The sequence below is a fragment of the Salinimicrobium aquimaris genome (assembly GCF_035607535.1).
Taxonomy (GTDB): Bacteria; Bacteroidota; Bacteroidia; order Flavobacteriales; family Flavobacteriaceae; genus Salinimicrobium.
The window spans coordinates 560,358-585,409 of the sequence record NZ_JAYDZX010000001.1 but is presented as its reverse complement, the minus strand read 5'-3'; the positions used below and the strand labels follow the sequence as shown (position 1 = coordinate 585,409).

Genomic DNA, 25,052 nt, shown 5'->3' with positions numbered 1-25,052 from the left:
CAGTAATTATTTTTACCTTAGGAAAGAATTTTTTCCAACAATTATGACTCATAAAAAACCAGGTCTAAATACTATTTGCACCCATGTGGGAGAGCTAAAGGATGAACAGTTTCGCGGTGCGGTTTCACCACTTTTTATGTCTACATCTTACGCTTATGAAGATGTGGAGGTAAAACGCTATCCCCGATATTTTAATACCCCAAACCAGCACGCCCTGGCGAAGAAGATGGCTGCACTGGAACACGGGGAGGCTGCTCTTATTTTCGGTAGCGGAATGGCTGCCGTAAGTACTGCGCTTTTTGCCTTTCTACACAAGGGAGATCACGTGGTGTTACAGCGAACTTTATACGGGGGCACAAGTAATTTAGTGGTCGAGGAATTTGAGAAGTTTGGGATCGAATATTCCTTTGCAAAAGATCTTTCTGCGGAAGCTTTTGAAGCTGAGATCTGCGACCAGACGAAAGTGATTTATATTGAAACTCCCTCAAATCCGTTGCTTACCATTACCGACCTTGAAGCCGTTGCCGGCCTGGCCAGGAAGCACGGCCTCGTGAGTATGATAGACAATACTTTTGCTTCTCCTGTAAACCAGAACCCAATTGACTTTGGAATAGATGTCGTTATCCATTCCGCTACAAAATATATGGGCGGGCACAGCGATATCCTTGCGGGAACTGTGATCTCTTCTGAAGAATATATCGACAGGATCTTTCAGCTTGCAAAGAATTTTGGCGGAAGCCTCAGCGATTATACTGTCTGGCTTTTAGAACGCAGCTTGAAAACTATGGGATTGCGGGTAAGGGCACAGAATGAGAATGCTCAGAAATTAGCCGAATTTCTGGAAGGAAATGAACTGGTAAAGAAAGTTTATTATCCGGGATTGCCTTCCCATGAAGGTCATGAGCTGGCGAAAAAGCAAATGCAGGGTTTTGGGGGCATGTTGTCTTTCGAGCTTAATGAGCTGGATTCCGAGGCATTTATGAAGTATCTAAAGCTTATAAAACCTTCCATGAGTTTAGCCGGAGTTGAATCCACAATCCTTTCACCTGCCAAAACCTCCCATGCACTTTTAACCCCTGAAGAAAGGGCAGAGCAGGGCATAAGCGATAACCTTATGAGGTTCTCTGTAGGTATCGAAGAACCTGAGGATCTAATTGCCGATATAGAACAGGCACTTGAGGAAACAAGGAAAGATATGCTGGATGTGAGGCTGTAGGGTTTGTAGTTTATAGTTGATAGTTCATAGTTGGTAGAAGACTTGAGGCTAGTGGGCAGTGGTCGGTGATCAGTGTTCAGGGATAAATTTATAAGGATTGTAATTTAGGTCGAAACTCCCTACTGTTTAGTCCCTTTGAAAACAAGCTCCGGAGGAGCGACAGGTGGGTAGCAACATATAGCATAAAGGTGAAAAGCTCCGGAGGAGCGACATGTCGGTAGGGACAAGAGCCAAGACAAGTGTTCAGTGGTCGGTGATCAGTGTTCAGGTTTATGGGAATAATTTATTTCCGCGGATCAATATAGTGACCAGGTTGTTATGATCATTGTACAAAATATTTAGAATCAAGCTCCGGAGGAGCGATAGATAGGTAGCAACATATAGCACAAAGGTGAGAAGCTCCGGAGGAGCGACATGTCGGTAGCATAATAAATGAGTCGCATAATGAGCTCCGGAGGAGCGGCATAAGTTTAAAGAAGAATGTAATAGGAAATTATCAGTGAATCCGTGGCTCAAAATAGAGACAAGAATCAAGAGACAAGAGCCAAGACTACAGAAAATTAAAAAAATAATCAGGTATTTGTGGGTTTTCTAAACCACAGAAGAGAAATTAATAAAAAATGAAATTAGACATATTGGCCATTGGTGCCCATCCCGATGATGTTGAACTCAGTTGCTCTGCAACTCTTGCAAAAGAGATCTCCCGCGGTAAAAAAGTCGGGGTTCTGGATCTTACAAGAGGTGAACTGGGAACCCGTGGTACAGCCGAAATTAGAGACAAAGAGGCGGAAGATGCTGCAAAGATCCTGGGGCTTTCAATGCGGGAGAACCTGGAATTCAGCGACGGATTCTTTGTAAACAACGTGGCTCATCAACTGGAGATCATTAAAATCATTAGAAAATACAGACCGGAACTCGTGCTTTGTAACGCAATCGATGACAGGCATATTGACCACGGCAAAGGTGCCAAACTGGTGGCCGATGCCTGCTTCCTAAGCGGACTAAGGAAAATTGAGACCATCTACAACGGAAATTCTCAAAAGGCCTGGCGCCCTAAGAACGTTTTTCACTACATACAATGGAAAAATCTTGAACCAGATGTGGTGGTGGATGTCACCGGATTCATGGATAAAAAAATGGAATCTGTAAAAGCATATCAATCTCAATTCTGGGATGAGAACAGTAAAGAACCCGAAACTCCCATTTCCAGCAGTAATTTCTTTGACAGCATCACCTACAGAGCCAGGGATTTAGGTCGTCTAATCAACGTGGAATACGCCGAAGGATTTAACGTGAACCGTCACGTGGCGGTAGATTCGCTGTTCGATCTTCTGTAAAAATTCGATTTTTTTCTTTTGTAAAAGAAAGGATTTATACTACATTTGCGTCCGATTAAAATGGTGGTTGTAGCTCAGCTGGTTAGAGCGCTGGATTGTGGTTCCAGAGGTCGCCGGTTCGAACCCGGTCTTCCACCCGGAAAGCTTCTTGTGAAAACAGGGAGCTTTTTTTTGTTTCTGAAAATTCTTTTTAAGAATGAAGAGGGTGAGAAGCCTGTCCTGAGCGCAGTCGAAGGGAACCCGGTCTTCCACCCGGAAAGCTTCTTGTGAAAACAAGGAGCTTTTTTTGTTTCAGGTATTTAATAAAAAAGACCTCACAGGTTTCTGAAACCAGTGAGGTCTTTTAAAAAATGCTGTTTTTACCTATTCAGTTTTTGCAGAAAGAGTGGGTTTATCTACAAAAGGTCGGGCGTCACGATTTGCAACTTCCCAGGCCGTAAGGAACACCAGTTGTGCCCGTTTAGCCAGTAGGTCGTATTCGATCTTATCTGGAGTGTCGGTGGGACGGTGATAATCTTCATGAACTCCGTTGAAGTAGAAAATGATCGGGATATCATGTTTTGCGAAATTGTAGTGGTCACTTCGATAGTAAAACCTGTTAGGATCATTCTCATCATTATAGGTGTAATCCAAATTGAGGTTCAGGTACTTTTCATTTACATTTTCACTTAGTTCATGAAGTTCGGTGCTTAATTTATCGCTGCCAATAAGGTAAACGTAATCTCCTGCACTTTCCATATCATTTCCTATGCGGCCAATCATGTCGATATTGAGATTAGCTACAGTATTTGCTAGAGGGAAAACAGGATTTTCGGTGTAAAAGCGGGAACCAACAAGACCTTTTTCTTCCCCGGTTACATTCAGGAACAGGATCGAACGTTTTGGAGTATAGCCATCTTCCTGTGCCTTTTTGAAAGCTTCGGCTATTTCAAGGATCGCCACTGTACCCGATCCATCGTCGTCGGCACCATTGTAGATGTTTCCTTCATCATCTATCCCCACATGATCATAATGAGATGAGATCACCAGAACTTCCTGTGGCATGCTACTGCCCTGAATGAAGGCAAGAACATTTTCGGTATCATTCACTTTTCCTCGGGTGAAAAAACTGCCGGGGACTTCCTGGAAGTAATCATCTCCTCCCAAGGGAGAAGCAATGTCCAGGCTTTTATATTCTTTTTTGAGATATTCGGCCGCCATTTTTTGCCCCGGTTCGCCGGTTTCCCTTCCTTCAAATTCATCACTTGCAAAGGTGTAGAGGTGGTCCTTTAGTTCTTGAGCAGTGATGGTTTTGGCGTACTCCATTGGATTAGCCTCAGAGATATCCCGCGGCTGCTGTGCCTTACAAGCCAGCAAACTTACAGCAAGAGAAAATAACAATACTTTTTTCATATTAAGTTTTAGGTTTTTTAATAAGAGTGGCAAGATAAGAGATTTCCTTAGAATTTAATTTGGCCCGGGGAGTTGAGGCGGGAATTTTTCTAAAGAATTATGCTGAGGCGATAGCATTTGAGAGCAATTTATCGTATTTTTAAGTGAATGATATAATACCTGGTCTTATGAAAAATGATGTTCCTGTATCCCAGATCATGACAAAGAATATTTTGAGACTATCCCTTTCCAATGATCTTTCGACTGCTGAGTCCATTATGAAAAAAAATCACATAAGGCATTTGCCTGTTGTCGATAATGAGCGAATTGTAGGAATGGTGAGTCTCAACGATCTCCTTCGGATCTCCTTTGCCGATGCCGTTGATGCAGACGGAGAGGACGTGGAAACAACTGTTTATAATATGTTCTCGGTAGAACAGGTCATGACCAAAAAGGTGGTCTGTATCACTTCACAACATACGGTTGCCGAAGCAGCAGAGCTATTCCTTAAGCACGAATTCCATGCCTTGCCTGTGGTTGATAATGACTGCCTTACAGGTATCGTTACCACAACAGATGTTATCCGGTTCTTTCTTCAGGAACAAAATGAAGATCTGGAGAAGAAAAAAGTGAGAAGAGTTATGTAGGGGGAGACTCTTCTCACCTGTGGTGCCTTTGCAGGCGAATTTCCTTTTTGTCAAGTTAAGCCATTTCTTCCTACAGATAAATACCTGCTGTAGTTGTTTAACCTCTATTTAACAGGTGCAGTAGGAAATTTCTTCAGGATGTGTCATTCATCCGATTTTTTGTAAGGCTAAGCTCTCTCAATAAAATGAGATTTTGATCAAAGCCATTCCCCCGCATTGAAAGCTGCGGGTTTTTCTTTGCAAAGAGGATCGCGATTTTTCTTTTTAATTGTAGTTTTATACTATGATAAAAGCACTGATCATTGACGACGAGGTAAACGCGCAAAGTTTACTTGAGAAAACGCTGAACAGGTACTTTCCTAATAAATTTTGGATTGTGGACAAATGCAGTTCAGTCGACTCGGGGGTACTTGCAATTAAAAGATATGAACCGGAGCTTGTTTTTCTGGACATTCAGATGCCCGAGAAGAACGGCTTTGAACTATTCAGGCATTTTGATGTTGTCAACTTTGAAGTGATCTTTACCACTGCTTATAATCAATTCGCAATTAAGGCCATTAAGCGCAGTGCACTGGATTACCTGCTGAAGCCGATAAACAGTCTGGAACTTGCTGATGCCATTAAGAGATTTGAGGCCAAAACTGACGGAAATTCAGCTCAAAAGAAACTATCCCTTTTACTTGAAAATCTCAATGTAAACGATCAGAACGTAAGTAAGATAGCCTTTCCCACAGTAGAAGGATTTGAGCTTATCCATGCAAATCAAATCTTATATTGCAGGGCTGAAAGTAATTATTGTTGCATTAAGAAGATTGACGGCATCACTAAAACAGCTTCCAAAACCCTGAAATATGTGGAAGAAATTCTCCCTGGAAATTCTTTCCAAAGAATACATAAGAGCTACGTCATCAACTTGAACTACGTTACAAGATACCATAAGGCCAACAAGGAAGTAGAGTTAACCAATGGGGAGAGACTTCCTGTTTCTTTTCGAAAAGAAGAAGAATTCATAAATGCCATTTTACAAAGTCATTAAATTTTGCTGCTTCTTCTTTTTATGGTTTAATTCAGCGTTTTCTCAAAATTATCCCGTTAAGAACTACACTGCAGCCAATGAACTGCCGAATAATGCTGTGAGATCGTTACTGGTTGACAGCAATAATGTTCTATGGATCGGAACTGAAAATGGGGTGGTTAAAAAAGAGAACGATGACTTCAAATACTTTTTTGAAGAGGATGGCTTAGCCTTGAACAGCTGTTGGGCCATTGCAGAAGACAGCAACAAGAATTTGTGGTTTGGGAGTTACGGCGCCGGGATCAGCATTTTTAACGGCCGCGACTTCAAAGTGATTTCCGGAATTGATGGTTTAGTTCATAACGAAATTACAAGCCTGTTCTCAAGAGGTAACAAAATGTTCGTGGGAACCAGTGACGGTATTTCTGTGGTCGACATTAATTCTTTTAAAGTCCACTCCTTAAAATATTCTGCCGGGAATGAACTTTTCAGAATTCAGGATTTTTTCATCTACCAGAATCAGGTTTATGTAGCCTCATATATTTCAGGAGTCTTTAAGATCTCTTTTGAAAATGACCGGCCAATACTGGTCAGGGTAAATGACAAAGTTCCTATTTATTCTGTATTGGTCGAGAAGGATAGTATCTACAGTAGTAATAAAGGATTCTTCAGCAAAAATTCCCTGGCTGAATTTGTTGATAAAGGTAATTCCGATTCAGAAAAAAGGCTCGGAACTTCCATAATCTGGAATTATATCAAAACGAGTGACAACAGGATTTTTGCGGGGGCCTGGGGAATCTATGATACTAACGGGGGGATTTTTGAAATAAAAGACAATAAGATGATCTCCAGGGCATCTCAATTCGACATCCCGAGCAGGGAAGTTCTTTGCCTTGCCTATAACCCCACCTTTGAAAGATTGTACGTTGGCACCAAAGATGCCGGACTGTTTGAGGTCGTGCTTGACCCTCAGATCAAATTCAATGAAATAGACGGGATCAACGTCCTTGGATTTGCCAGAACTGAAAATAGTTCTGCCGTGCTACTTAGCGATGGCATCAGTTTAAAGGCTGGGAGCAACGAAAAAAAGATATCCCTGCAACAACTAAAGAAATGGCAGGAGAACTATGTTAGAAAAACGAAACTGCCCTTACCCCGACATGAGGATCATTTTTACGAACTGGATTATTCAACAAAGGCAGAAAACATAGGATTTTATGATATAAAAGTCTTCGGAAATGTATTCTGGGTGAACACCAACATAGGAATTTTTGCAATTAATAATTCAGGCGAATTGCTGCGTTACCTGCCCGTACATTCAGAAGAAATCAATTTTACCCCAACCGGAAAGCTTATAGAAACCAATCCGTATGGGGGAGTAAGGATCTATAATGATCTGGATTCTTTCAGCTATACCAGTTTCCATCCGGAAGATCCCTCGACACCAACAATGGTTGTGAATTCTTTACAGAAGAATGACAAAACCTATTTCCTGTCGGTTTTTTCCGGACTCTATGTCTGGGAGAATGACAAGTTCAAATCTTATGTGGTCGACGATTCCTGGGAAGAAAAGAAATTAAGGCATATGACCACCCTGGGAGAAGACCTGGCGGTATCTAGTGAATTCGGAGATGTTTTCATCCTTAAAGATGACCCCGAGTTTAAGCTTTTGCAAAAAATTCCACGGGCCAACATACAGGGAAACACCATTTCATTTCTAAAGGAATACCGGGGAAATCTCATAGTGGGAACAGAAAAAGGTCTGACCTTATTCAAAGATGACAGGAAAATATTCCTGGATGAGGAACAAGGGCTTAAACAACCATTACATGGTGCAGAGGTCAATGGGGACCATTTAAACATTGGTAGTAATAATGGATACTACAGCCTGGATCTTAAAAGCTTGTTCAAGGAATGCAATTTGGTTGAGGACTTAGAGATCAAAGAGATCTTTATCAACAACAATGAACTTCTCTCACAGCAAAGATCCGAACAAGAGGAATTAGAACTGGCTCATAACCAAAACACCGTGCTTTTGAGGTTTGGCACAAACTCACATCCTTTTCCAAATAAGTTAAAGTATCAATACAAGCTAAATGAAAAGGACAATTGGAGCCTTCCCACCGATAAGCCTGAGATCTTTTTACCTTTTTTGACACCCAATGATTATGAGATCACTGTAAGAGTACTGGATCAAAGCACCGGCTTAAGTTATACACAGCCACTATTGAGGTTGTCAATACTTCAGCCTTTTTGGAAAACCTGGTGGTTCTTCCTGTTGATCCTGTGTGCCATATTGCTTGTGGTATTTAGTGTTTACAAGATCCAGATAAGGCAAAACAAACGCTTCGAAGCACAAAAAAGGATAATTCAAAAGCGTTTTGAAGAGACTAAGATGGAAGCCCTGCTCGCACAAATGAATCCGCACTTCATTTTCAATGCCATGAATTCCATTCAGAACTACATTTTAGACAGTGATATTGATAATGCTAACCTTTTTCTTGGGGATTTCGCCAAGTTGATCAGGCTAAACCTGGACCATTGTACCCGGCCAACCATTTTGCTTATTGAAGAAATCGAATATTTGCAGTCCTATACCCGGGTAGAAAATACCAGGTTCAATAATGCGGTGAAGGTTATTTTCGACATTGATAAGGAGCTGGATGTTTATGAAGTTGAAATCCCTACGATGTTGTTACAGACCTTTGTAGAAAATGTTTTTGTTCATGCATTCCCAAATAATATTGAAGATCCCACCTTAGAAATATCTTTTAAGCTGTTGCCGGGAGATATTCTGGAATGCAAAATCAAAGATAACGGAGTTGGGTTCCAAGCCGACACTTCTAATAAACTACACAACTCCAAAGGCATAAAACTGGTTAAAGAGCGCCTCACCTTGTTGGGGTACGACCTGGAGAAGACAGTACGTATAAGTGCAGTTAAGGGTAAAGGCACCACCCTTGTTCTAAGATTACAGGTTTAAACGTTTACTTGGAAATTCCGCACGTTAACTAAATGGCAGTTGTAGATGCTCCCATTTAATTTAATTTTGATGGAAATTAGAGAAAGTGGCAGCTTAAATCTGAAATGAGCTGCTTGTAAAATTTACGTTATAAAGTAGGGGTTATAACTTTTCTTGTGCCGGCAGTGTTGTCACTTCTCTAACTTTTTTCTTTCTATCCTTACCTCCACCATATTCCGGTTGAAAAATCTATTCTTTGCCATAGTCCACCTCATTCTTTTTCCAGAAGAAGACGCTATGCAATAATTAGAAGTGAGAGGGAAAACTGTTCAGGTTCTTTAGTTGATTTCCAAAAGATTTAAGACTCCCGAGAAATAGGAAGAGTCAGGGTGATGAATGAAAAAATTAGTTGGTGATCCCGTTCTTTCTGTATTGTTTTATAACCTCTTTAGACTCTTGACGGCAATTGTTTGGGCGCTATTTACATAATCCCAGTTCTTATCCCCTTCAGATTTTAATACCTCAGCGACTCCTGTGGTTGAGGTCTCTGAGATCATTTCTCCTGTATGAAGGTTGTAGATCCTAATTTTGCTGCTGGCTCCATTTGTTTTCACAGTACTTCCCATCGCGGGAGCATGAGCAAAAGAACCCATTTCATTCCTGCCCAAATGAGACTGTACATTGATCAAAAAATCGTGTCCTGTCGCGACTCTTGCTGCTTTGAGTTGTTCCGGGGATGGATCAAAAGGTAGATGTGCAGCAATAACATTTCCGTTTTCCATTTTTGTGATCCTGCTTAAGGAATCTCCCAGGAACCTTTCAAAATGTTTGGCTGCGAGATCATCGATATGGCGAGGATTGTGATTTGTAAAAGGATGGTTCAACAGCCATTTTCCCTGAGAAAAGTCGATCATCCTGCCTTTTTTAAAGTGGTGAGTATAGGTGGTATTTCCACAAGCGGTGATAATAATGAATAGCAGAAGTAGGAGGATCTTTTGTTTGATCACAATGTTTGTTTTAGAGGAATGTACTGTAATATAAATAAAAACCCCTGCCGCAGCAAGGGTCCACTCTCTGATGTCTTGTAGGGGAAGAAAGATCAGAGAAAATAAGTTTCTAATATACAAGAACAACTATGGCAGCAAGAAAAATCAGGAACACGAGTCGGTCTTTGGGGGACAGGGGATCAGTTATTTTTATCATCCTTAGGAAAATTAAAAGCCGGACTGTTGTAAACATGCAGGTTCAAAAATATCACTACGAATTTCTAAACCTGTATTTTTAACAGCTTACTATCGATACCGGAGCTCACAATTCATTGTTTATCAGAAGATAAAGGTCGATGAGCAGTAGCAGAAGAAATATGACCTAAATCATATTTCATAAATTTTCCGGTTTCCGTAGCTATGGATCACGAAACGAAGAGAATCAAAAAATGACCTAACGAAAGTACAGACTTCAGATGATTTGTTCATTCCGCTTTTTAAGAATTTCCTTTCCTGCAGCTTTAAAAAATGGATCTTAACATACTTTTTTAGATGTTATACTCAGGTCATATTTTTCTACAAGAAAAAGGAGACGCTTCCTGTTCACAGGTTTAGGAAGATATTCGGTACAACCTGCCTGGAAGAAGCTATTTCTATTCCAGGTTTCGGTGTATGCAGTAGTGGCTATAATTGGCACGTGTGGCTGGAATTGACGGATCTGTCTGGTGGCTTCGATCCCATTCATTACAGGCATTTGAATATCCATCAATACCAAACTAATGTCCAAATTGTTTTTACAAAGATCCACAGCTTCCAGGCCGTTTACAGCACGAAGGTGATCATAACCCCCAGAATCGAGAATGGATTTCAAAAAGAGGTAATTCAATTTGTCATCTTCTACGATCAAAATGAGGGGTTTGGTCTTGTTGGCTGAATATAAAGCCTCTTTGCCCCCTGCTACTTTTGTCGCTCCTTCACGGGGAATAGTGAAGGTGAATCTTGATCCCACCCCTTTTTGAGAGGTGGCTTCTATTGCACCGCCTACAATGGTCGCCAATGACTTTGCTATGGAAAGTCCAAGACCACTTCCTTCAAATTCCCTTGTCATTGTAACATCTTCCTGGCTAAACATGTCAAAAATTAAATGGAGCTTTTCCGGGTCTATACCTCTTCCTGTATCTTCGACAAAAAATGTCACATGCTTCTCTGTAGTATTATATCCAAATGTGACGATTCCTTCTGTGGTGAATTTTATTGCGTTATCAACGAGTTTGTTAAGGATCTTCTCCACCAGTTCGGGATCGGAATTCAGGAAAACCCTAGTATTGCCTTTAGGGACATCTGTTTTGAAGAGAATGTTCTTTCCTGCACTAAGCTTTTTGGCTCTCTCTGCTATCTTTTCATAAACAGGGGCTAATAGAAAATTGGATTTGCCTGGTTTTAAGGTTTTGGATACGATCATTGCCATATCCATGTAATCTGTTATCGTGTCCAGCAGGCGATCACTGGATTTTTTGATGAGCTTGTAGTATTTTTTTCGATTTTCCAGGGACATTTCATGTTCAGACATCATATGCCCCAGGCCAAGGATCCCGTTAAGAGGAGTTCTAATCTCGTGAGAGATATTGTTTATAAAAGCTGTTTTTAGTTTATCACTTTCTTCAGCCTTTTCTTTTGCAATTATCAACTCCCGAACAATCTTTTTTCTTTCAGTTATATCCTCCTTTATCGCCACAAAATTGGTGACTTTTCCGCGGTTGTTCAGGATGGGCGAAATGACAGTGTATTCCCAAAATATTTCTCCATTCTTTTTCCTGTTTTGAAACTCCCCTGTCCAGTCTTTCCCAGATTTTATGGTATTCCAGATATTGGCATAAAAGGCTTTCGAATGATGACCCGAGCTGAGGAACCGGGGATTTTTGCCAACCGATTCTTCCCAGGAGTAGCCTGTAGTCCTGGTAAAATAGGGATTAACGTAGTTGATATCTCCTTTGGGATCGGTAATGATCACAGAAACGGAACTTGCTTCTACAGCCCTGTTCAACAGCTTAAGCTTGGCTTCGGCCCGTTTTCTTTCAGAAATGTCGTGTATGACATAGTGAACCAGTTCTTGCCCTTCAAGATCAATATTACTGCTAAAGATCTTGACATCTACGAGACTTCCATCTGCTTTGCGATGCTTCCGTTCGTAGCTGTTTTTTGACTGAGGAAGTTCGGGCAGGTGATCATCTTCGGGTTCCACAACCGCCAGCTGGTCGATACTCATAGATTGTAATGTTTCCAGTGACCAGCCGTAAAATGCTGCTGCCGCCTTGTTAGCCTCAACTATTTCTTTTGTGCCGGGGTCAACAATGAATTTAACAGCCGAGTGATTGTGAAAGATCTGGCGGAATTTCTTTTCACTTAGCTTCAGTAATTCTTCGGCCCTTTTGCGTTCTGTGATGTCTTCATCTGCACCGCGATATCCGGTCAGTTTTCCGTCCTTGTTAAAGACAGGGCTGCCACTGGAAGATAGGTATACAACCTGTCCGTTTTTGTGCAGATGTTCATTGACAACATTGTTGAAGCTTAATTTTTTCGAGATAAGTGAAAAAAAAGATCTTTTTAAATCTTCCCTTCTTTCTGCGGGATACAGATCGTAAAAATATTTTTTACCCACCACCTCATCAACCCTATAACCTAAAATGGACTCCACGACTGGGCTGGAGTAGGTGTAAAGACCGTCGGCATCAATTTCCCATATCCATTCCTGTGCAGTTTCGGCGACCTGTCTAAACCGCTTTTCGCTCTCCTTAAGATCTTCATGAGCCTTGATCCTTTTTGCCTTCTCTTCTACTTCCTGTAGAGCCCGTTTTACTGCAAAGGGTAGCCTACCCAAACGATCCTTGAGCACGTAATCTACTGCTCCTTTCTTGAGTAGTTCAATTGCAGTTTCTTCTCCAATGGAGCCGGAGATACAAATAAACGGCAATTCGGGACAGAGCTCGAGGCTTATCTCAAGCGCCCCGAATGCATCGAACCCGGGAAGCCTGTAATCAGAGAGAATGATATCAAACTCCTTACTTGTAAGCGCTTCTCTAAAAGCCGGTTCAACTTCAACATGGGTGACCTGAAGTTGATAACCGGCATCTTTTAAATATTCTGTTAATAATTCGAGATCGAGATATGAATCTTCGAGAATGAGCACCCTCAGGAAAGATTCCGGGTTGCTCGTCAATCTATCTGTATTCAATTTCGTGGTGGTTGTTCGTTGATTATTGCCCAAAAAACACCAATTTGCTTCACTGCTACCATAAATTCTTTAAAATCAACGGGTTTAACAACATACGCATTCACCCCCAGGTCATAACATCTTTTTAAATCTGGATTCTCACGGGACGAAGTTAACATGACCACAGGGATATTTTTTAATTTCTCATCGGTCTTGATGGTTTCCAAAACTTCAAGTCCATCCATTCGTGGCATTTTAATATCGAGTAGGATCACTGCCGGATCACTCTTGGAACGGTTCTCAAATTTACCTTCATACCTTAGATACTCCAAAGCTTCCACCCCGTCACCAACTGTTACTATATTATTGGCAAGATTATACTCAGTCAGTGCCTCAATGGTAAGCTCTACATCCTGTTCATTATCTTCAACAAGTAAAATTGTCCTCAGTTTATTCATGCTATTTCCTTCTGATGCTTAGGTAAACTGAAGTGAAAAACTGCTCCTTTTCCAACTTCGGCTTCAGCCCATACACGTCCTGAATGTTTTTGAATGATTCGTTGAACATTTGCCAATCCAATTCCGGTACCTTCAAAATCGGCCTGGGAATGAAGTCTTTGAAATACTCCAAACAATTTTTGAGCGTATTTCATGTCAAACCCAACGCCGTTATCCTGTATTGAAAATACAAAATATTCCTCTTCCTCCACATAACTCACTGAAATTTTGGAAATTACTTTTTTGCCCGAATATTTCAGAGCATTTTCCAGCAGGTTCCTCCAAACCAGTTTTAGAAGGGAAGCATCCCCAAAGACCTTTGGTAACTTTTGTACTTCCCACAAAACCCTTTCTTTTTTCTCCTCAATTCCCAGTTCCTCCTTGATTTCCTTAAGAAGCACATTTAGGTCTATTTCTGCTTTTCTCACCTCTGTACGGCCGGTCTTTGAATATTCCAGTAAGTCATCTATCAAGCTGCCCATTTTACTTGAAGCTGCTGAAATGATTTGGAGGTAATGTTGGGCTTTTTCAGGCAGGTCCTTATAGTATCGCCTGTTTAGGAGGTCGACATACCCGTTGATGTGCCGCAGGGGAGCCCGCAGATCGTGGGAAACCGAGTAACTGAAGGCTTCGAGCTCCTTATTTGACGCTTCGAGGAGAAGGGTACGCTGCTTCACCTTCTGCTCAAGTTCTGCATTTAATTTTTCCAGGTCCTCCTGGAGTTGTTTTCTTTCGGTTATATCAAGGGTCGCTCCAACATAGGCAAGAAGAATTCCCTGTTCTTTGAAAGTGGGATGGGCTTTGCTGTACACCCAGCGAATACCGTTATCGGGTCTTATAATTCGATGTTCCAGTGCAAAATCCTCATGGTTTTGCATAGCGGTGGTAAAGGTTTTTTCGAATAGTATTCTATCTGCCGGATGAATAAACTTTTGTAGTAATTCACTAAGATCCGGAGCAGGAGAAGCCGGGTCCAAACCATAAATGCGGTATTCTTCTTCAGACCACACCATAGAACCGTCGGCAGTTTTATATTCAAAGCTTCCCAGGTGGGCGATCTCCTGTGAAGTCTTTAGTAGTTGGGAGGTGTCGAACAAATCCAGCTCGGCCTTTTTTCGTTCTGTCACATCCATTGCCATGCTTATAACGAGTCTGCGTCCATCGGGCAGTTCCCCGATAGGGCCCGAACTAAATTCCCAGATGCGGTATTCGCCAGATTTTGTTCTTATTTTATATTCTCCCTCAGCCTTTGGAGCATTTAACGTGTACAGCCCCTCGATATATTTTTTAATTGTTTTTTTCTCAGTTCCATAGGCCTTCTTCGTCCACCTGGCGATGGTGGGGATATCCCGTTCCTTATATCCTGTCAACCGGGTCCAGGAGGAATTCACCTTGATCACCTGCCCGTCTTCGGCATGGATAAGGATAGGAAAAGGGGCATGTTTGATGGCCATTCTAAAGCGGAGCTCACTTTCCCTAAGAGCCAGTTCGGTTTCTTTTACTTCGGTAATATCGGCCAGTGTACCCCGCAAACGTACTCCAACGCCTTTCTCATCCCTTTGGATCACCTTTCCGTTAGCTGCCAGCCATCTTACGGTTTGATCCGGATAAATTACCCGAAAATTAAAACTGTAATTATCCGGTCCTCCGGGGTTCACCGATCCCATAATGTGCTGCTCTGAAAGTTCCCGGTCCTCGGGATGCGTAGCCTCTAAAAAAGTATTCATATCCCATTTTGTCTGCCATTCCAGCCCATATAACTTGTCGTGGTTGCCGGAGCGGGTAATGGAGTGACTCACAAAATCATACTCCCAAACCGCCACATCAGACTGTTCTGTGGCCAGCCTTAGTCTTTCTTCACTTTCGGCAAGAAGTTTTTCTGCCTGTTTTCTTTCAGTGATATCAAGAAAGGTAACGGCACATTGACCGGGTTCAGCAGGAAAGGCAGAGATGGAATAGTGAACTCCTAAGAATTCAGAGCTTTGCTCGTACCGAATTGGTTTGCCGGTCATTGCCACTCTGGAATAGGTGCCAATCCAATCTGCTTCATCATTTTCTATTCCCGGTAAGGCCTTTGAGAGATGACTTCCCACGGCAGCCCTTAAATTAAGGCCGGTGGTTTCTTCAAACCTTTTATTTGCTGCAAGAATCAAAAGATCAACGGGTTCATCCTTCCGGTTCTTAACCACCTCAAAAAGGACAAATCCCGTATTCATATTTTCAAAGAGGGTACGATACCGCATTTCACTTTTCTCGGCTTTTTCCTTTGCCTCAAAAAGTTCTTTTTCCTTAGCAGCAAGCTTGATGATCTCATTATAAGCTCCCAACATACCCACAGGCTTTCTGTCTTTCCCAAATATTATAAGAGTTTTGCAGCCAAGTTCCGAAGCTGCACCATCAAAGGCTTTTAGCTTTAGGCTTTGATCTAAAGGGCTATGGGGTGCCGCATTTTCTGAAGTGTGATTTTCTAATGCGATCTCCAGTTCCTCCCTGTCAATAATATTTTCCCAACCGGGGGGTTGGATGGTATAGCCCAGGATCTTTAGAAGTTTTGGGGAGATATATAATTGGTTCCGGTTTTCAAGATCCCAAAACCACAGACCATCCAGCGCTTCCTCCTGAACAAAGTCAAACAGCTTTTCGTCTGCCCCGAGCAGCTTAAAAAACCTGGTTTTTACATCCATTTATGACAGGACCTAATTTGTTAAAGCAGCTAAAGTAGTATTTTATTTAATTGATTGTCACCACATTTTTGCTTCATGAATAAAATTAACGGCGGGTCTAAGTTGTGGACATAGGACGGAGAATACTCACCGTTTGCCAGAAGTCTTTTCAGAAAATCCTGTTACATGAAGGCTTAAAAATGGCATTTTTGAGGAGTAATTTACACTGAAGTTACTAAAATCCCAACCTGATAAAGATGGGCAGGTGGTCTGAACCGATATCCCTTTCTGTTGTTCTTTTAAGAACTTTCATTGACCCCTTCAGCAGGAAATGATCGAGGGTGGTTCTCATAAAAGGAAGATCTGCAGGCCAGGTAGCGGCAATCCCAGAACCTTTGCGGGAATCCCGGAGTTCTCCCTTCAGCAGCAGGTTCTGGAAATGGGTAGAGTAGGAGGAGGTATTAAGATCGCCCACCACTATGAAGTTTCCGGCTTGCGTAGCGCTCAGTTCCTCAATTGCCTGCAGCTGTTCATTCCTCAATTCAAAGGCGGCCTGGCCCACAGGAGGAACCGGATGGGTAGCCAAAATGGAAACCAAATGCCCATCGATCTCAAGCTTGCTGTGCAAAGAAGGCGGAAAATCTCTGTTAAAATGACTGACTTCTGTTTTCACCGGGTTTTTACTCAAAATGCCTATTCCGAAGTTGTTCTTCTGCGGCAGCAGGTGATGGAACGGAAAATCAACTGTCAGGACCTCAAGCTGCTCTTCCCATTGGGGACTCACCTCTAACAAAATGACGACGTCGGGATTTTTTTCAGCAATAAGGCCTAGAGCTTCCGCGTAATTGGTATTGGAAGCAAGCAGGTTTATGGCAAGAATGGAAATCCCGCCGCCCGAAGCCTCTTCTTGAATGGGGCCTTCAAGGTACAGTGGTAGAATGAACCGGGCATTCCACAACAGAAGCAACAGAACCGGGATAAGCGGCACCAACTTTTTTCTGAACAGAACAAGACCGGCAGGCAGCAGCAGGAGCAGAAACAGGAGATACTGTAGTTTAAAATGAGAAAAGATATCTCCTAACCAATATCCCGGCAGCAGATGCGGCATAATGGAAAAAATACCTGTTCCAATCAGTAGGATCCAAAAGATTATCTTTCTCATGGGAGGGAATTAAAGGCATTTCTTTTGGAGTTCATTCCAACTCTCCGTGCTAATTTTCCGCAACTCCGCCATTATTTTTGTGGCGTTTTAAAAGGTTCAAAACTGAAGATCCTCGGGTTTTACTTTCTTTTATACACCTCAACATCTGCTGAATATTTTACGCCATCCACCTCATATGGGCCGCTGTCGTACATCCACATGGTGTTTTTGTCGGGAAAGCTAAACCTGATGTCTCTTCCCTCGGGCGAGGTGCTCTTCAGGTTGTAGATCTCTTCAGAAACTTTGGTCCATTTGTAGGTTCTGGTGGCACTTTCGTTCAGTTTACACTCCATGATCTCGTTCATATAGTAGTGCACCGAATAAAGTTCCCCGTTATTTTTAAAGGTGCGGGTTTCTTGTTTATAGCATTCGGGCACTTCATTCTCTACCGGTTGGGCATTTTCCGGAAAGGAGATACGACTGTTTAACTGCCAGTGACCTACTATGGGATCATTGGGAGCATCTTCAGAAGAGCAGGAAAATAAAAGGAGGAGGAAGGGGAGTAGTAGTAGTTTTTTCATAAGTAGGTGTAAGTGGGGGCCGGGAGATAGTATTCTAATTCTGGATTCTTGAAAATTTTTTCTTTTTAATGTAAAAGCTCAAGGCATATAACACGAGCATGATCATCATGAGCTTATAGCCGCCGGTCCTTGCTGCACTTTCTCCCTGGAACAGGATCTCCATGACAAATTCTACTATAAGATAAATTCCTCCTGCTATCATTGCTCCAAAAAGACTATCCAGCCTAAGCCTGGAATATCTTTGGGTCTCCGTTTTTTCTTTTGAGGCAACAAAAAGCAACAGCGAAATGAGGAGCCCCATCTTCAATGACCAGCTAACTTTAAATGCATTAAGATCGATAAGATCCGGGTTTGCTGCGTTGATGAACCAGATGGTAATGGTGAGCACAAAAATTCCCAGGGCTATCTTTTTCCAGAAATAGGGGAGTAGGTTGTGGTTCATGTAAAAGAAGTTTATAGTGTCAGTAAAAATTTCGGCTGCCCGTATTTGTAATTGGTCAGTGTGAAGATTTAAAGATATCTAAAATTGTAGTTTATATCCATCATCACAAAAAAAACTGTCTCATTCTTTTAATTTATTATCTGTGGTCATCTATAGGTCTATAGTTTCACCTCTTTAGAATACTTGCTGTTAGTTCTCCTGCGCTTTGTAACTACCTATTTTTACCTTTTTTTCTGAATATATTTTGTTGAGCTTTTGGGTAAAGTCCTCCAGCTCGCTGGCAACTGTTCTTAAACTGCGGGAGTATTCCCTGAGCTTTGCAGCAGATAATTCCTTTTCATATTCCAATAAAGTGGTAATACCCAGCATAGAGGTCACCGGTCTGCGCAACACGTGGGAAATATCAAAGGATATTTGCTCCAGTGCAGATTCATACTCATAGTGATGTGTCACATCTGTAAAGGAGCCGTAGATCCTCATCTCTCCATTTTTCGCTTTTTCAGGTTTTCCGGTTACAGCATGCCAGCGAACACCCGATTCACTAAGAACTCTATATTCGTGGTGAAGTTTTTTGTTCTTTATTACGGCATCTCTCAAGCTGGCTTTAAGGGATCCCCGATCCTCGGGATGTACCACATCGAAGCCGAGGTTAGGATCATCAAGCCACTCTTCAACATTCACGTTGGGATGAATCTTTTTGATCCCGTTACTTAAAAACAAAAATTCGATTTTCCCATTGCGATTGATACTTAATTCAAAAATACCTATGGGTATATTCTCGGTTATCTTTACGACTCTTTGTGTGCTCAATTCCACACTCGTGTTGAGATTGTTCAAAACTTTCTGCGTCTCCAGAATATCCACTGCTTTCCCTGCGAGGATCTTGAGAGCTTTTTTTTGTTCCCGGGTTATTTTCTTTGATTTTTTGTCAATCACGCACAAGGTGCCCAACACGTGATTTTGTTTGGTAGTGAGAGGAGCGCCTGCATAAAAGCGGATCTTTGGTTCCCCAACTACTAACTTGTTTTCCTTGAAACGGGAATCCTCCAGGGCATCATTTACCACCAGGACTTCATCTGGAGTGTTTAACGCATGTTTGCAGAAGGCGTCCTCGACAGGTGTTCCTTTTTGTTCCAGTCCTTTCCTGGATATAAACCACTGCCTTTTATCGTCCAGTATAGTGATCAATGAAACGGGAGTTTCAAAAAGGACGGAGGCAAGTTCGGTTAGTTCATCCAACTCTTTTACAGGAGGGTTATCAAAAACCTCATAAGATCTAACCTCTTCTAATCGACTGTTTTTGCTCATAACACTTATTTAAAATTCCAGGTAAGCTTTGATGCGTAAGGGGTTTGACCACACAATCAACAACATCTTTGTGGTTCCGCGCTCTTTCAAGATCAGATCTGTCAATAGAAGAAGTAACTATAAATATGGAACATTTTTGCTGTTCCAGAATTGGGGACATGCTATTGAGAAATTCCCACCCATTCATTACGGGCATGTTCAAATCAAGTAGAATTATCTCGGGCATTGCACCTCCCGATGCATGATTTTCCTTCAAATTCGTCACTGCTTCCTGTCCATCTTTGAAGACTAAAATGTTGCTGCAGAAATTTGATAATTCCATTAATTTTTTTGCAATCATTACAGAAATGGGATCATCATCGATAATACAGGCTGTTTTCACTTTCTTCATTGCTGTCTCTGTTTTGCAAATCCAGGGCACAAAAATAATCGAAATGTTTATATTTTATAAAAAATACTTAAACAAAAATTCTTACTGTTCTGCCTCGGGTTTGAATTGAACCAGCATTATCAGTTTCTTTATTGGATTAGAAACCAACATTTTCCATGTCGTCAGACCAAAATGACTAACTTATAGTTCTTCTACACCGGAGAAAGACCGGGGTCAATTTCTTCATTTTTATCTTTGCTATTAATATACAAATTTTCCTACATCTTTTCCTACATCTTCACCAGGTGTTATGCACCGACATCGACCTGGCGCAATTCCCTGTTTTCTCTTACAAATTTTCAACCGAAGTATACTTCAACTGAATTACTGCAATTTCGCCTGCGATCACTTTTTCAAGGGCATTTTCATAATCTTCAAAAGAATTTATGACCACTCCATCTCTGTGTTCTTTGAGGGTGGAGAAGAATTTCACTTCAAACCACACTTTGTCGAGTTTTTTCTGTTCCTCCTGGGTGATATCGGTGCTGACGTTTGTCAATGCTGCCATTTTTTTGCGGGCAATGGTTTTGATGTCCTCTGCGACATCACTGCTGGTTGGCAGATTTCTTAGGGCGCCAATTACAAAGAAGATCTTCCCGTAACCTACTTTTTCAATATACTCGTTTCCGTATTTCAGCTTGTACAGCTCCGGGTCTTCTTCATAGACTTTGGCCAGGGAATCCCGTACTTCCCACTGGTTTGAAAAAGCTTCGTACCCGTCCTCATATTTGCCCCCACCTATCAAGACTCCTCTTTCGGTGACCGGATATTGTTCAATCACCGACTGGTATAGTTCTGTACTAACAGCAAACCTGGTGGCAAAATAATTTCCCGGGTGATAAAATTCATCAAATAACCGATAAGGAAACATCAATCCTATCGGGTCGGCGTCATTTTCCCATGAAGGGGATTGCGAGAAAGACTGATTAAGGCTAAAGTAGGAGGGCTCCGCAGCACCAAAAGGGTTGGCGACAGGAACATGACTACCTGAGTGAATTCCCGCTCCCACCTGCTCCTGGTAAGCATAGTTCTCATCAAGAACTGTTTCTCCATTTCTGGTAACTATAACATTCCGGTTTTCGCCTGTCTTGTTGTAAGTGGTGGTGACGCTGCTGTTGCCATCGGCTGCAGTAAATGCTACTAAACTCAACTCCCCGTCGGTATAGGTATGAATTGTAGTTCCTGCCTCGCTGTATATTTTCTTGACTGCGGGAAGCCCGTTCTTATATTCGGTTTCGAACCAAAAAGTGCCGTCGGGATGATAGTATTTGGACCAGAGCGGCTTATTATCTTCACTGCGGCTGACTTCCATATACAGGTGCTGCTGCGGATAACTGGCGTAAACCTTAGCCGATTTAATATACCCGTTCTCATAATATTCAAACTCCTCTGTAGGGTCTCCCGAAAGCTGATAGCGCCCCTGCTTAATCCAGCCGTTCCCGTGTTCTTCCAGCAGTTCGAAACCTGGAGTAGATCCTATAGAGTAGTCGGGCTGCGGAACATTCTCTTCTTTTTCGCAGGAGGAAAGAAATACAGTAGCTGAAAGGAGGAGTGGCAGAAAGTGATTTTTGAACACGGTATGAATTTTTTGATCTAACAGAGATATACTAATGGGTAGGAATTTTCTATAATTTGTTACAAAAAAATGGCTTTTTTCTATTGCCAGAGGGAATGACAAACAAGTACCCTTTGTCACCCTGACGTAGGAAGGGTCTCATCTGAGTAAGCAATGTAAGCTCCGAACAACAGGGTGGGATTCCTCCTTCGTCGGAATGACAAACAATTACTTGGGATTCCTCCCTTCATTGGAATGACATACAAGTGCCCTTTGTCACCCTGACGCAGGAAGGATTTCCTCTGAGTAAGCAATGGAAGCACCGAATAACAGGATGGGATTCCTCCTTCGTCGGAATGACCCACCATCACTTGTGTCACCCTGACGCAGGAAGGGTTTCATCTGAGTAAGCAATGGAAGCCCTGAACAACAGGATGGGATTCCTCCTTCGTCGGAATGACAAAGAATCACTTGGGATTCCTCCTTCGTCGGAATGACAAACCATCATTTGTGTCACCCTAATGCAGGGAGGATCTTAACTGAGTAAGCAATGGAAGTACTGAATAACAGGATGGAATTCCTCCTTCGTCGGAATGACAAACAAGTTCTCTTTGTCACCCTGACGCAGGAAGGTCTCCTCTGAGTAAGCAATGGAAGCACCCAACAACAGGATGGGATTCCTCCTTCGGCGGAATGACAAACAATCACTTGTGTCACTGACGCAGGAAGGGGCTTAACGGGGTTTGCAATTGAAGCCCTGAATAACAGGATGGGATTTCTCCTTTGTCGGAATGACAAACCAGTACCCTTTGTCACCCTGACGCAGGAAGGGTCTCATCTGAGTAAGCAATGGAGCATTGAACAACAGGATGGGATTCCTCCCTTCATTGGAATGACAAACCAGTACCCTTTGTCACCCTGACGCAGGAAGGGTCACATCCGAGTAAGCAATGGAAGCATTGAACAAAAGAATGGGATTCCTCCTTCGTCGGAATGACAAACAAGTACCCTTTGTCACCCTGACGCAGGAAGGGTCTCATCCGAGTAAGCAGTGGAAGCATTGAACAAAAGAATGAGATTCCTCCTTCGTCGGAATGACAAACAAGTGCCCTTTGTCACCCTGACGCAGGAAGGGTTTCAGCTGAGTAAGCAATGGAAGGTGCTGAATATTAGGATGGGATTCCTCCTTCGTCGGAATGACAAACAATCACTTGGGATTCCTCGTTCATACAAGTGCCCTTTGCCACCCTGACGCAGGAAGGGTCTCCTCTGAGAAAACAATGGAAGTACTGAACAACAGGATGGATTCCTCCTTTCGTTCGGAATGACAAACCATCATTTGTCCCCCTGACGCAGGAAGGGTCGCATTCGAGTAAGCAATGGAAGCAATGAACAACAGGATGGGATTCCTCCTTCGCCGGAATGACAAACAATCACTTGGCATTCCTCGTTCATCGTAATGACATACAAGTGCCCTTTGTCACCCTGACGCAGGAAGGGTCTCATCAGAGTAAGAAAAGGAACCACTGAACAACAGGATGGGATTCCTCCTTCGTCGGAATGACAAACAAAGCCCTTTTGTAACGTATAAAGGTTTGCACAGGATCTCATTCAAAAAAGGAATTCAATGATTCTATTTTGTGATTACTACAACGAATTAAATTCAATTTCTTTTCCTTCCTCCATCCTTTTAGTTCCTTTTCCCTGGCAATAGCCTGTTGAATCCATCCAAAAGTTTCATAGTAAATTAGTTCTGATAGATGAAAACGGGCAACGAAGGTTTTTTGTTTCTTTTGAATTGAATCCTTATGCTGTCCTAACCTTTTCTTTAGATTATTGGTTACCCCGATATAGAATGTAGTTCTATATTTATTTGTGAGGATATAGACATAGAATTTATAAATACCTTCTGTGTATTCAATCATTAATCCAAAGAATAAGAGTCTTTTAATTTAATAAAAATATTGCACCCAAAAACAGGAAAGGGCTTGCAAAAGGCAGGGTCGCAGAATTCGCGCAGGGAGTTTAGTCGGTATTGCCCTTAAAATGTATTTTCTGGAGTTTCTTCATTTTTAAAGCTTCTGCATCCCGGCTGCGTGGCACGAGTAGACCTCTCAGGTTTCCAAAACCTCTGAGGTCTTGAATAAATATACTCCTTTAAAATGATAAATTCAGGCGTGCTTTTCCTGCTTATCTTGTAAAAAAGATCTTTGGGAGGCGTTGATCATCTTTTTTTCAGAATGTTTCCAAAAACGGTAAAAACACCTCCTGCACCAGCCGAGGCACCTATCCAAAAGCCATACATTCCCGGCTCAAGAAAATAATCAAGAATAAGGCTGCTCACTAAAACAGCTAACCCTAACACTCTAACTTTATCTAATTTTATCCAGATCATTAACGTTGTTTTTAATTTTCTGTTAGAAGCTCCGCGATCCAGATTCTTCTTTCATTCTTCCTATAAGCTTTGACAACACAATATCATTTCCTTCTCTATAGTTTTTCAAGCGTGGTTCTATAGTTATTTCGGGTTTTAGAGGTTTATTACTTTCGTTGCTCAATCGGAATAATCGTTTCGAATAGGTTATTACTAATTGTGAACTGGTAAGAGTGAAGGTATCCATATCCTGATATCCATTCGGATTAGAACCGGTTGGTTCCCCGACTATTTTTGCATTTAGTAGCTGTTTGAACAAAGCAGCATTACTTGTTGCAGCCGAAAATGTTTTATTACCTGTTACTACATAAACACCGTTTTTCCAGTCTATTGAATCGGCCAGATTAAGTGCATAGGCCAGCACCGTACCTACGTAAAGATCACCACCTCCATTTTCACGCATATCTATGATCACTTGTCTTATTTGGTTTTCCTGAATGTAAGCTACCAGTTGTTGTCCAAAAGCCTGCATTGCTTCAAATGCAGGATAGGAATTAAAGTTTATATAAAGAATATCTGTACCTGTTACCGGTGCAAACCAGAGCTCTTTGTTGCCGGTATGTGGTTCTGTGATCTCCGGAGTATTCAGATTTATTTCAGAAAAGGTACTGGTGTCCTGCCAAACTTTAGCATCGATTGATGGCAAGGTCTTATTTATTTGGTTGTTTTCACTGTCTCTAAAACTGAAGGTAGCAGTGTTTTTGGAATCTATAAGGTTCAGATGAAAAAGCAATTCGGCTATGGTCAAATAACTGGCCGTTCTTACTTTTAAAGAATATTCATTCTCTACAAACTGAGCTAATTCTGAAATTTCCTGAGCAACTTTACCAATCGGGTTTCCATTTATACTTTCCAATGTAGTGTTGAGAATATCCTTGTTTTCCTCCAGGGTCTTTACTACCAGCCATTGACCATCGATCTGTTCAACTTCAAAAGGAAACCTATGTCTTGACAGATTTCCAAAAGAAACAGAGGTATGACCATCATTGATCTTCCTTGTCAAACGCATAAGTTTAAGCACGATCTCAAAATCCTGCGCCGTTTCCAGACTTTCATTGATCTTGTTCCACTCAGTGAGAAATTCTTCTTTTGTTACCGAGTGATAAAGGTCTATATGTTTTTCTTCCAAAGAATCTTTATATACTTCAAGATCTTTTTTCCAGTCCGTTTTAACTGTTGCCTGGGCATGCACTACAGGAAAAAGGGGAACCATAAAAACTAGAAGAACGACTACTGTTTTCTGAAATGAGTTCATG

19 protein-coding genes and 1 tRNA gene are annotated in these 25,052 nt (G+C 41.8%); 6 read left to right on the top strand and 14 right to left on the bottom strand.

What is annotated here, in order from left to right:
- The first annotated feature begins 43 nt into the window (after positions 1-43).
- From VR862_RS02610 to VR862_RS02600, 3 genes are all read left to right on the top strand, one after another.
- Entirely contained in the window at positions 44-1,216 is a 1,173-nt protein-coding gene (locus VR862_RS02610) for a trans-sulfuration enzyme family protein (RefSeq protein WP_324719386.1), read from the top strand.
- Positions 1,217-1,836: 620 nt separating this feature from the next.
- Positions 1,837-2,553 (top strand): bacillithiol biosynthesis deacetylase BshB1, encoded by a 717-nt coding sequence (gene bshB1, locus VR862_RS02605; RefSeq protein ID WP_324719385.1) that lies wholly within the window; start codon positions 1,837-1,839, stop codon positions 2,551-2,553.
- A gap of 62 nt (positions 2,554-2,615) precedes the next feature.
- A tRNA-His gene (locus VR862_RS02600) sits at positions 2,616-2,691 on the top strand.
- Positions 2,692-2,916: 225 nt separating this feature from the next.
- On the opposite strand, the gene VR862_RS02595 is transcribed toward VR862_RS02600, so the two are convergent.
- Positions 2,917-3,945, bottom strand: a complete 1,029-nt coding sequence (locus VR862_RS02595; protein WP_324719384.1) for a M28 family metallopeptidase — start codon at positions 3,943-3,945, stop codon at positions 2,917-2,919.
- Between the two features lie 167 nt (positions 3,946-4,112).
- On the opposite strand from VR862_RS02595, the gene VR862_RS02590 reads away from it, so the two are divergent.
- The 3 genes from VR862_RS02590 to VR862_RS02580 all read left to right on the top strand — a co-directional run bounded on the left by VR862_RS02590 (position 4,113) and on the right by VR862_RS02580 (position 8,569).
- Positions 4,113-4,571 carry a CBS domain-containing protein gene (locus VR862_RS02590; protein WP_324719383.1) on the top strand — a complete coding sequence of 153 codons (459 nt, stop codon included), beginning with the start codon at positions 4,113-4,115 and terminating at the stop codon, positions 4,569-4,571.
- A gap of 283 nt (positions 4,572-4,854) precedes the next feature.
- Positions 4,855-5,607, top strand: coding sequence for a LytR/AlgR family response regulator transcription factor (locus VR862_RS02585; RefSeq protein ID WP_324719382.1), 753 nt, complete (start codon positions 4,855-4,857; stop codon positions 5,605-5,607).
- Positions 5,585-8,569: a histidine kinase gene (locus tag VR862_RS02580; RefSeq protein ID WP_324719381.1), complete on the top strand. Its 2,985-nt coding sequence runs from the start codon at positions 5,585-5,587 to the stop codon at positions 8,567-8,569. Before VR862_RS02585 ends, VR862_RS02580 begins: the two co-directional genes overlap by 23 nt.
- A gap of 416 nt (positions 8,570-8,985) precedes the next feature.
- On the opposite strand, the gene VR862_RS02575 is transcribed toward VR862_RS02580, so the two are convergent.
- From VR862_RS02575 to VR862_RS02515, 13 genes are all read right to left on the bottom strand, one after another.
- Positions 8,986-9,555, bottom strand: coding sequence for a hypothetical protein (locus VR862_RS02575; RefSeq protein WP_324719380.1), 570 nt, complete (start codon positions 9,553-9,555; stop codon positions 8,986-8,988).
- A gap of 514 nt (positions 9,556-10,069) precedes the next feature.
- A complete protein-coding gene (locus VR862_RS02570) occupies positions 10,070-12,766 on the bottom strand; it encodes a PAS domain S-box protein (protein ID WP_324719379.1) in 2,697 nt (898 codons plus the stop codon).
- Entirely contained in the window at positions 12,763-13,203 is a 441-nt protein-coding gene (locus VR862_RS02565) for a response regulator (protein ID WP_324719378.1), read from the bottom strand. Before VR862_RS02565 ends, VR862_RS02570 begins: the two co-directional genes overlap by 4 nt.
- Positions 13,200-15,926 carry a PAS domain S-box protein gene (locus VR862_RS02560; RefSeq protein WP_324719377.1) on the bottom strand — a complete coding sequence of 909 codons (2,727 nt, stop codon included), beginning with the start codon at positions 15,924-15,926 and terminating at the stop codon, positions 13,200-13,202. Before VR862_RS02560 ends, VR862_RS02565 begins: the two co-directional genes overlap by 4 nt.
- A gap of 214 nt (positions 15,927-16,140) precedes the next feature.
- Entirely contained in the window at positions 16,141-17,067 is a 927-nt protein-coding gene (locus tag VR862_RS02555; protein ID WP_324719376.1) for an endonuclease/exonuclease/phosphatase family protein, read from the bottom strand.
- Positions 17,068-17,186: 119 nt separating this feature from the next.
- Positions 17,187-17,627 carry a hypothetical protein gene (locus tag VR862_RS02550; RefSeq protein ID WP_324719375.1) on the bottom strand — a complete coding sequence of 147 codons (441 nt, stop codon included), beginning with the start codon at positions 17,625-17,627 and terminating at the stop codon, positions 17,187-17,189.
- Positions 17,628-17,661: 34 nt separating this feature from the next.
- On the bottom strand, positions 17,662-18,069 hold the full coding sequence (locus VR862_RS02545; RefSeq protein WP_324719374.1) for a hypothetical protein: 408 nt from the start codon (positions 18,067-18,069) through the stop codon (positions 17,662-17,664).
- Positions 18,070-18,258: 189 nt separating this feature from the next.
- Positions 18,259-19,377 (bottom strand): GAF domain-containing protein, encoded by a 1,119-nt coding sequence (locus VR862_RS02540; RefSeq protein WP_324719373.1) that lies wholly within the window; start codon positions 19,375-19,377, stop codon positions 18,259-18,261.
- Positions 19,346-19,768 (bottom strand): response regulator, encoded by a 423-nt coding sequence (locus VR862_RS02535; protein ID WP_324719372.1) that lies wholly within the window; start codon positions 19,766-19,768, stop codon positions 19,346-19,348. Before VR862_RS02535 ends, VR862_RS02540 begins: the two co-directional genes overlap by 32 nt.
- 328 nt (positions 19,769-20,096) lie before the next feature.
- Positions 20,097-21,383, bottom strand: a complete 1,287-nt coding sequence (locus VR862_RS02530) for a hypothetical protein (protein WP_324719371.1) — start codon at positions 21,381-21,383, stop codon at positions 20,097-20,099.
- 1,586 nt (positions 21,384-22,969) lie between these two features.
- On the bottom strand, positions 22,970-23,287 hold the full coding sequence (locus tag VR862_RS02525; RefSeq protein ID WP_324719370.1) for a GIY-YIG nuclease family protein: 318 nt from the start codon (positions 23,285-23,287) through the stop codon (positions 22,970-22,972).
- 299 nt (positions 23,288-23,586) lie between these two features.
- A complete protein-coding gene (locus VR862_RS02520) occupies positions 23,587-23,757 on the bottom strand; it encodes a hypothetical protein (RefSeq protein ID WP_324719369.1) in 171 nt (56 codons plus the stop codon).
- 22 nt (positions 23,758-23,779) lie between these two features.
- Positions 23,780-25,051, bottom strand: a complete 1,272-nt coding sequence (locus tag VR862_RS02515) for a hypothetical protein (RefSeq protein ID WP_324719368.1) — start codon at positions 25,049-25,051, stop codon at positions 23,780-23,782.
- Position 25,052: the final 1 nt, after the last annotated feature.

Excerpts from the sequence above, each read along its gene's own strand:
- VR862_RS02610 (WP_324719386.1), top strand. The coding sequence starts at position 44 with ATGACTCATAAAAAACCAGGTCTAAATACTATTTGCACCCATGTGGGA.
- bshB1 (WP_324719385.1), top strand. The coding sequence starts at position 1,837 with ATGAAATTAGACATATTGGCCATTGGTGCCCATCCCGATGATGTTGAA.
- VR862_RS02595 (WP_324719384.1), bottom strand. The coding sequence starts at position 3,945 with ATGAAAAAAGTATTGTTATTTTCTCTTGCTGTAAGTTTGCTGGCTTGT.
- VR862_RS02590 (WP_324719383.1), top strand. The coding sequence starts at position 4,113 with ATGAAAAATGATGTTCCTGTATCCCAGATCATGACAAAGAATATTTTG.
- VR862_RS02585 (WP_324719382.1), top strand. The coding sequence starts at position 4,855 with ATGATAAAAGCACTGATCATTGACGACGAGGTAAACGCGCAAAGTTTA.
- VR862_RS02580 (WP_324719381.1), top strand. The coding sequence starts at position 5,585 with ATGCCATTTTACAAAGTCATTAAATTTTGCTGCTTCTTCTTTTTATGG.
- VR862_RS02565 (WP_324719378.1), bottom strand. The coding sequence starts at position 13,203 with ATGAATAAACTGAGGACAATTTTACTTGTTGAAGATAATGAACAGGAT.
- VR862_RS02560 (WP_324719377.1), bottom strand. The coding sequence starts at position 15,926 with ATGGATGTAAAAACCAGGTTTTTTAAGCTGCTCGGGGCAGACGAAAAG.
- VR862_RS02555 (WP_324719376.1), bottom strand. The coding sequence starts at position 17,067 with ATGAGAAAGATAATCTTTTGGATCCTACTGATTGGAACAGGTATTTTT.
- VR862_RS02550 (WP_324719375.1), bottom strand. The coding sequence starts at position 17,627 with ATGAAAAAACTACTACTACTCCCCTTCCTCCTCCTTTTATTTTCCTGC.
- VR862_RS02545 (WP_324719374.1), bottom strand. The coding sequence starts at position 18,069 with ATGAACCACAACCTACTCCCCTATTTCTGGAAAAAGATAGCCCTGGGA.
- VR862_RS02540 (WP_324719373.1), bottom strand. The coding sequence starts at position 19,377 with ATGAGCAAAAACAGTCGATTAGAAGAGGTTAGATCTTATGAGGTTTTT.
- VR862_RS02535 (WP_324719372.1), bottom strand. The coding sequence starts at position 19,768 with ATGAAGAAAGTGAAAACAGCCTGTATTATCGATGATGATCCCATTTCT.
- VR862_RS02525 (WP_324719370.1), bottom strand. The coding sequence starts at position 23,287 with ATGATTGAATACACAGAAGGTATTTATAAATTCTATGTCTATATCCTC.
- VR862_RS02520 (WP_324719369.1), bottom strand. The coding sequence starts at position 23,757 with ATGATCTGGATAAAATTAGATAAAGTTAGAGTGTTAGGGTTAGCTGTT.
- VR862_RS02515 (WP_324719368.1), bottom strand. The coding sequence starts at position 25,051 with ATGAACTCATTTCAGAAAACAGTAGTCGTTCTTCTAGTTTTTATGGTT.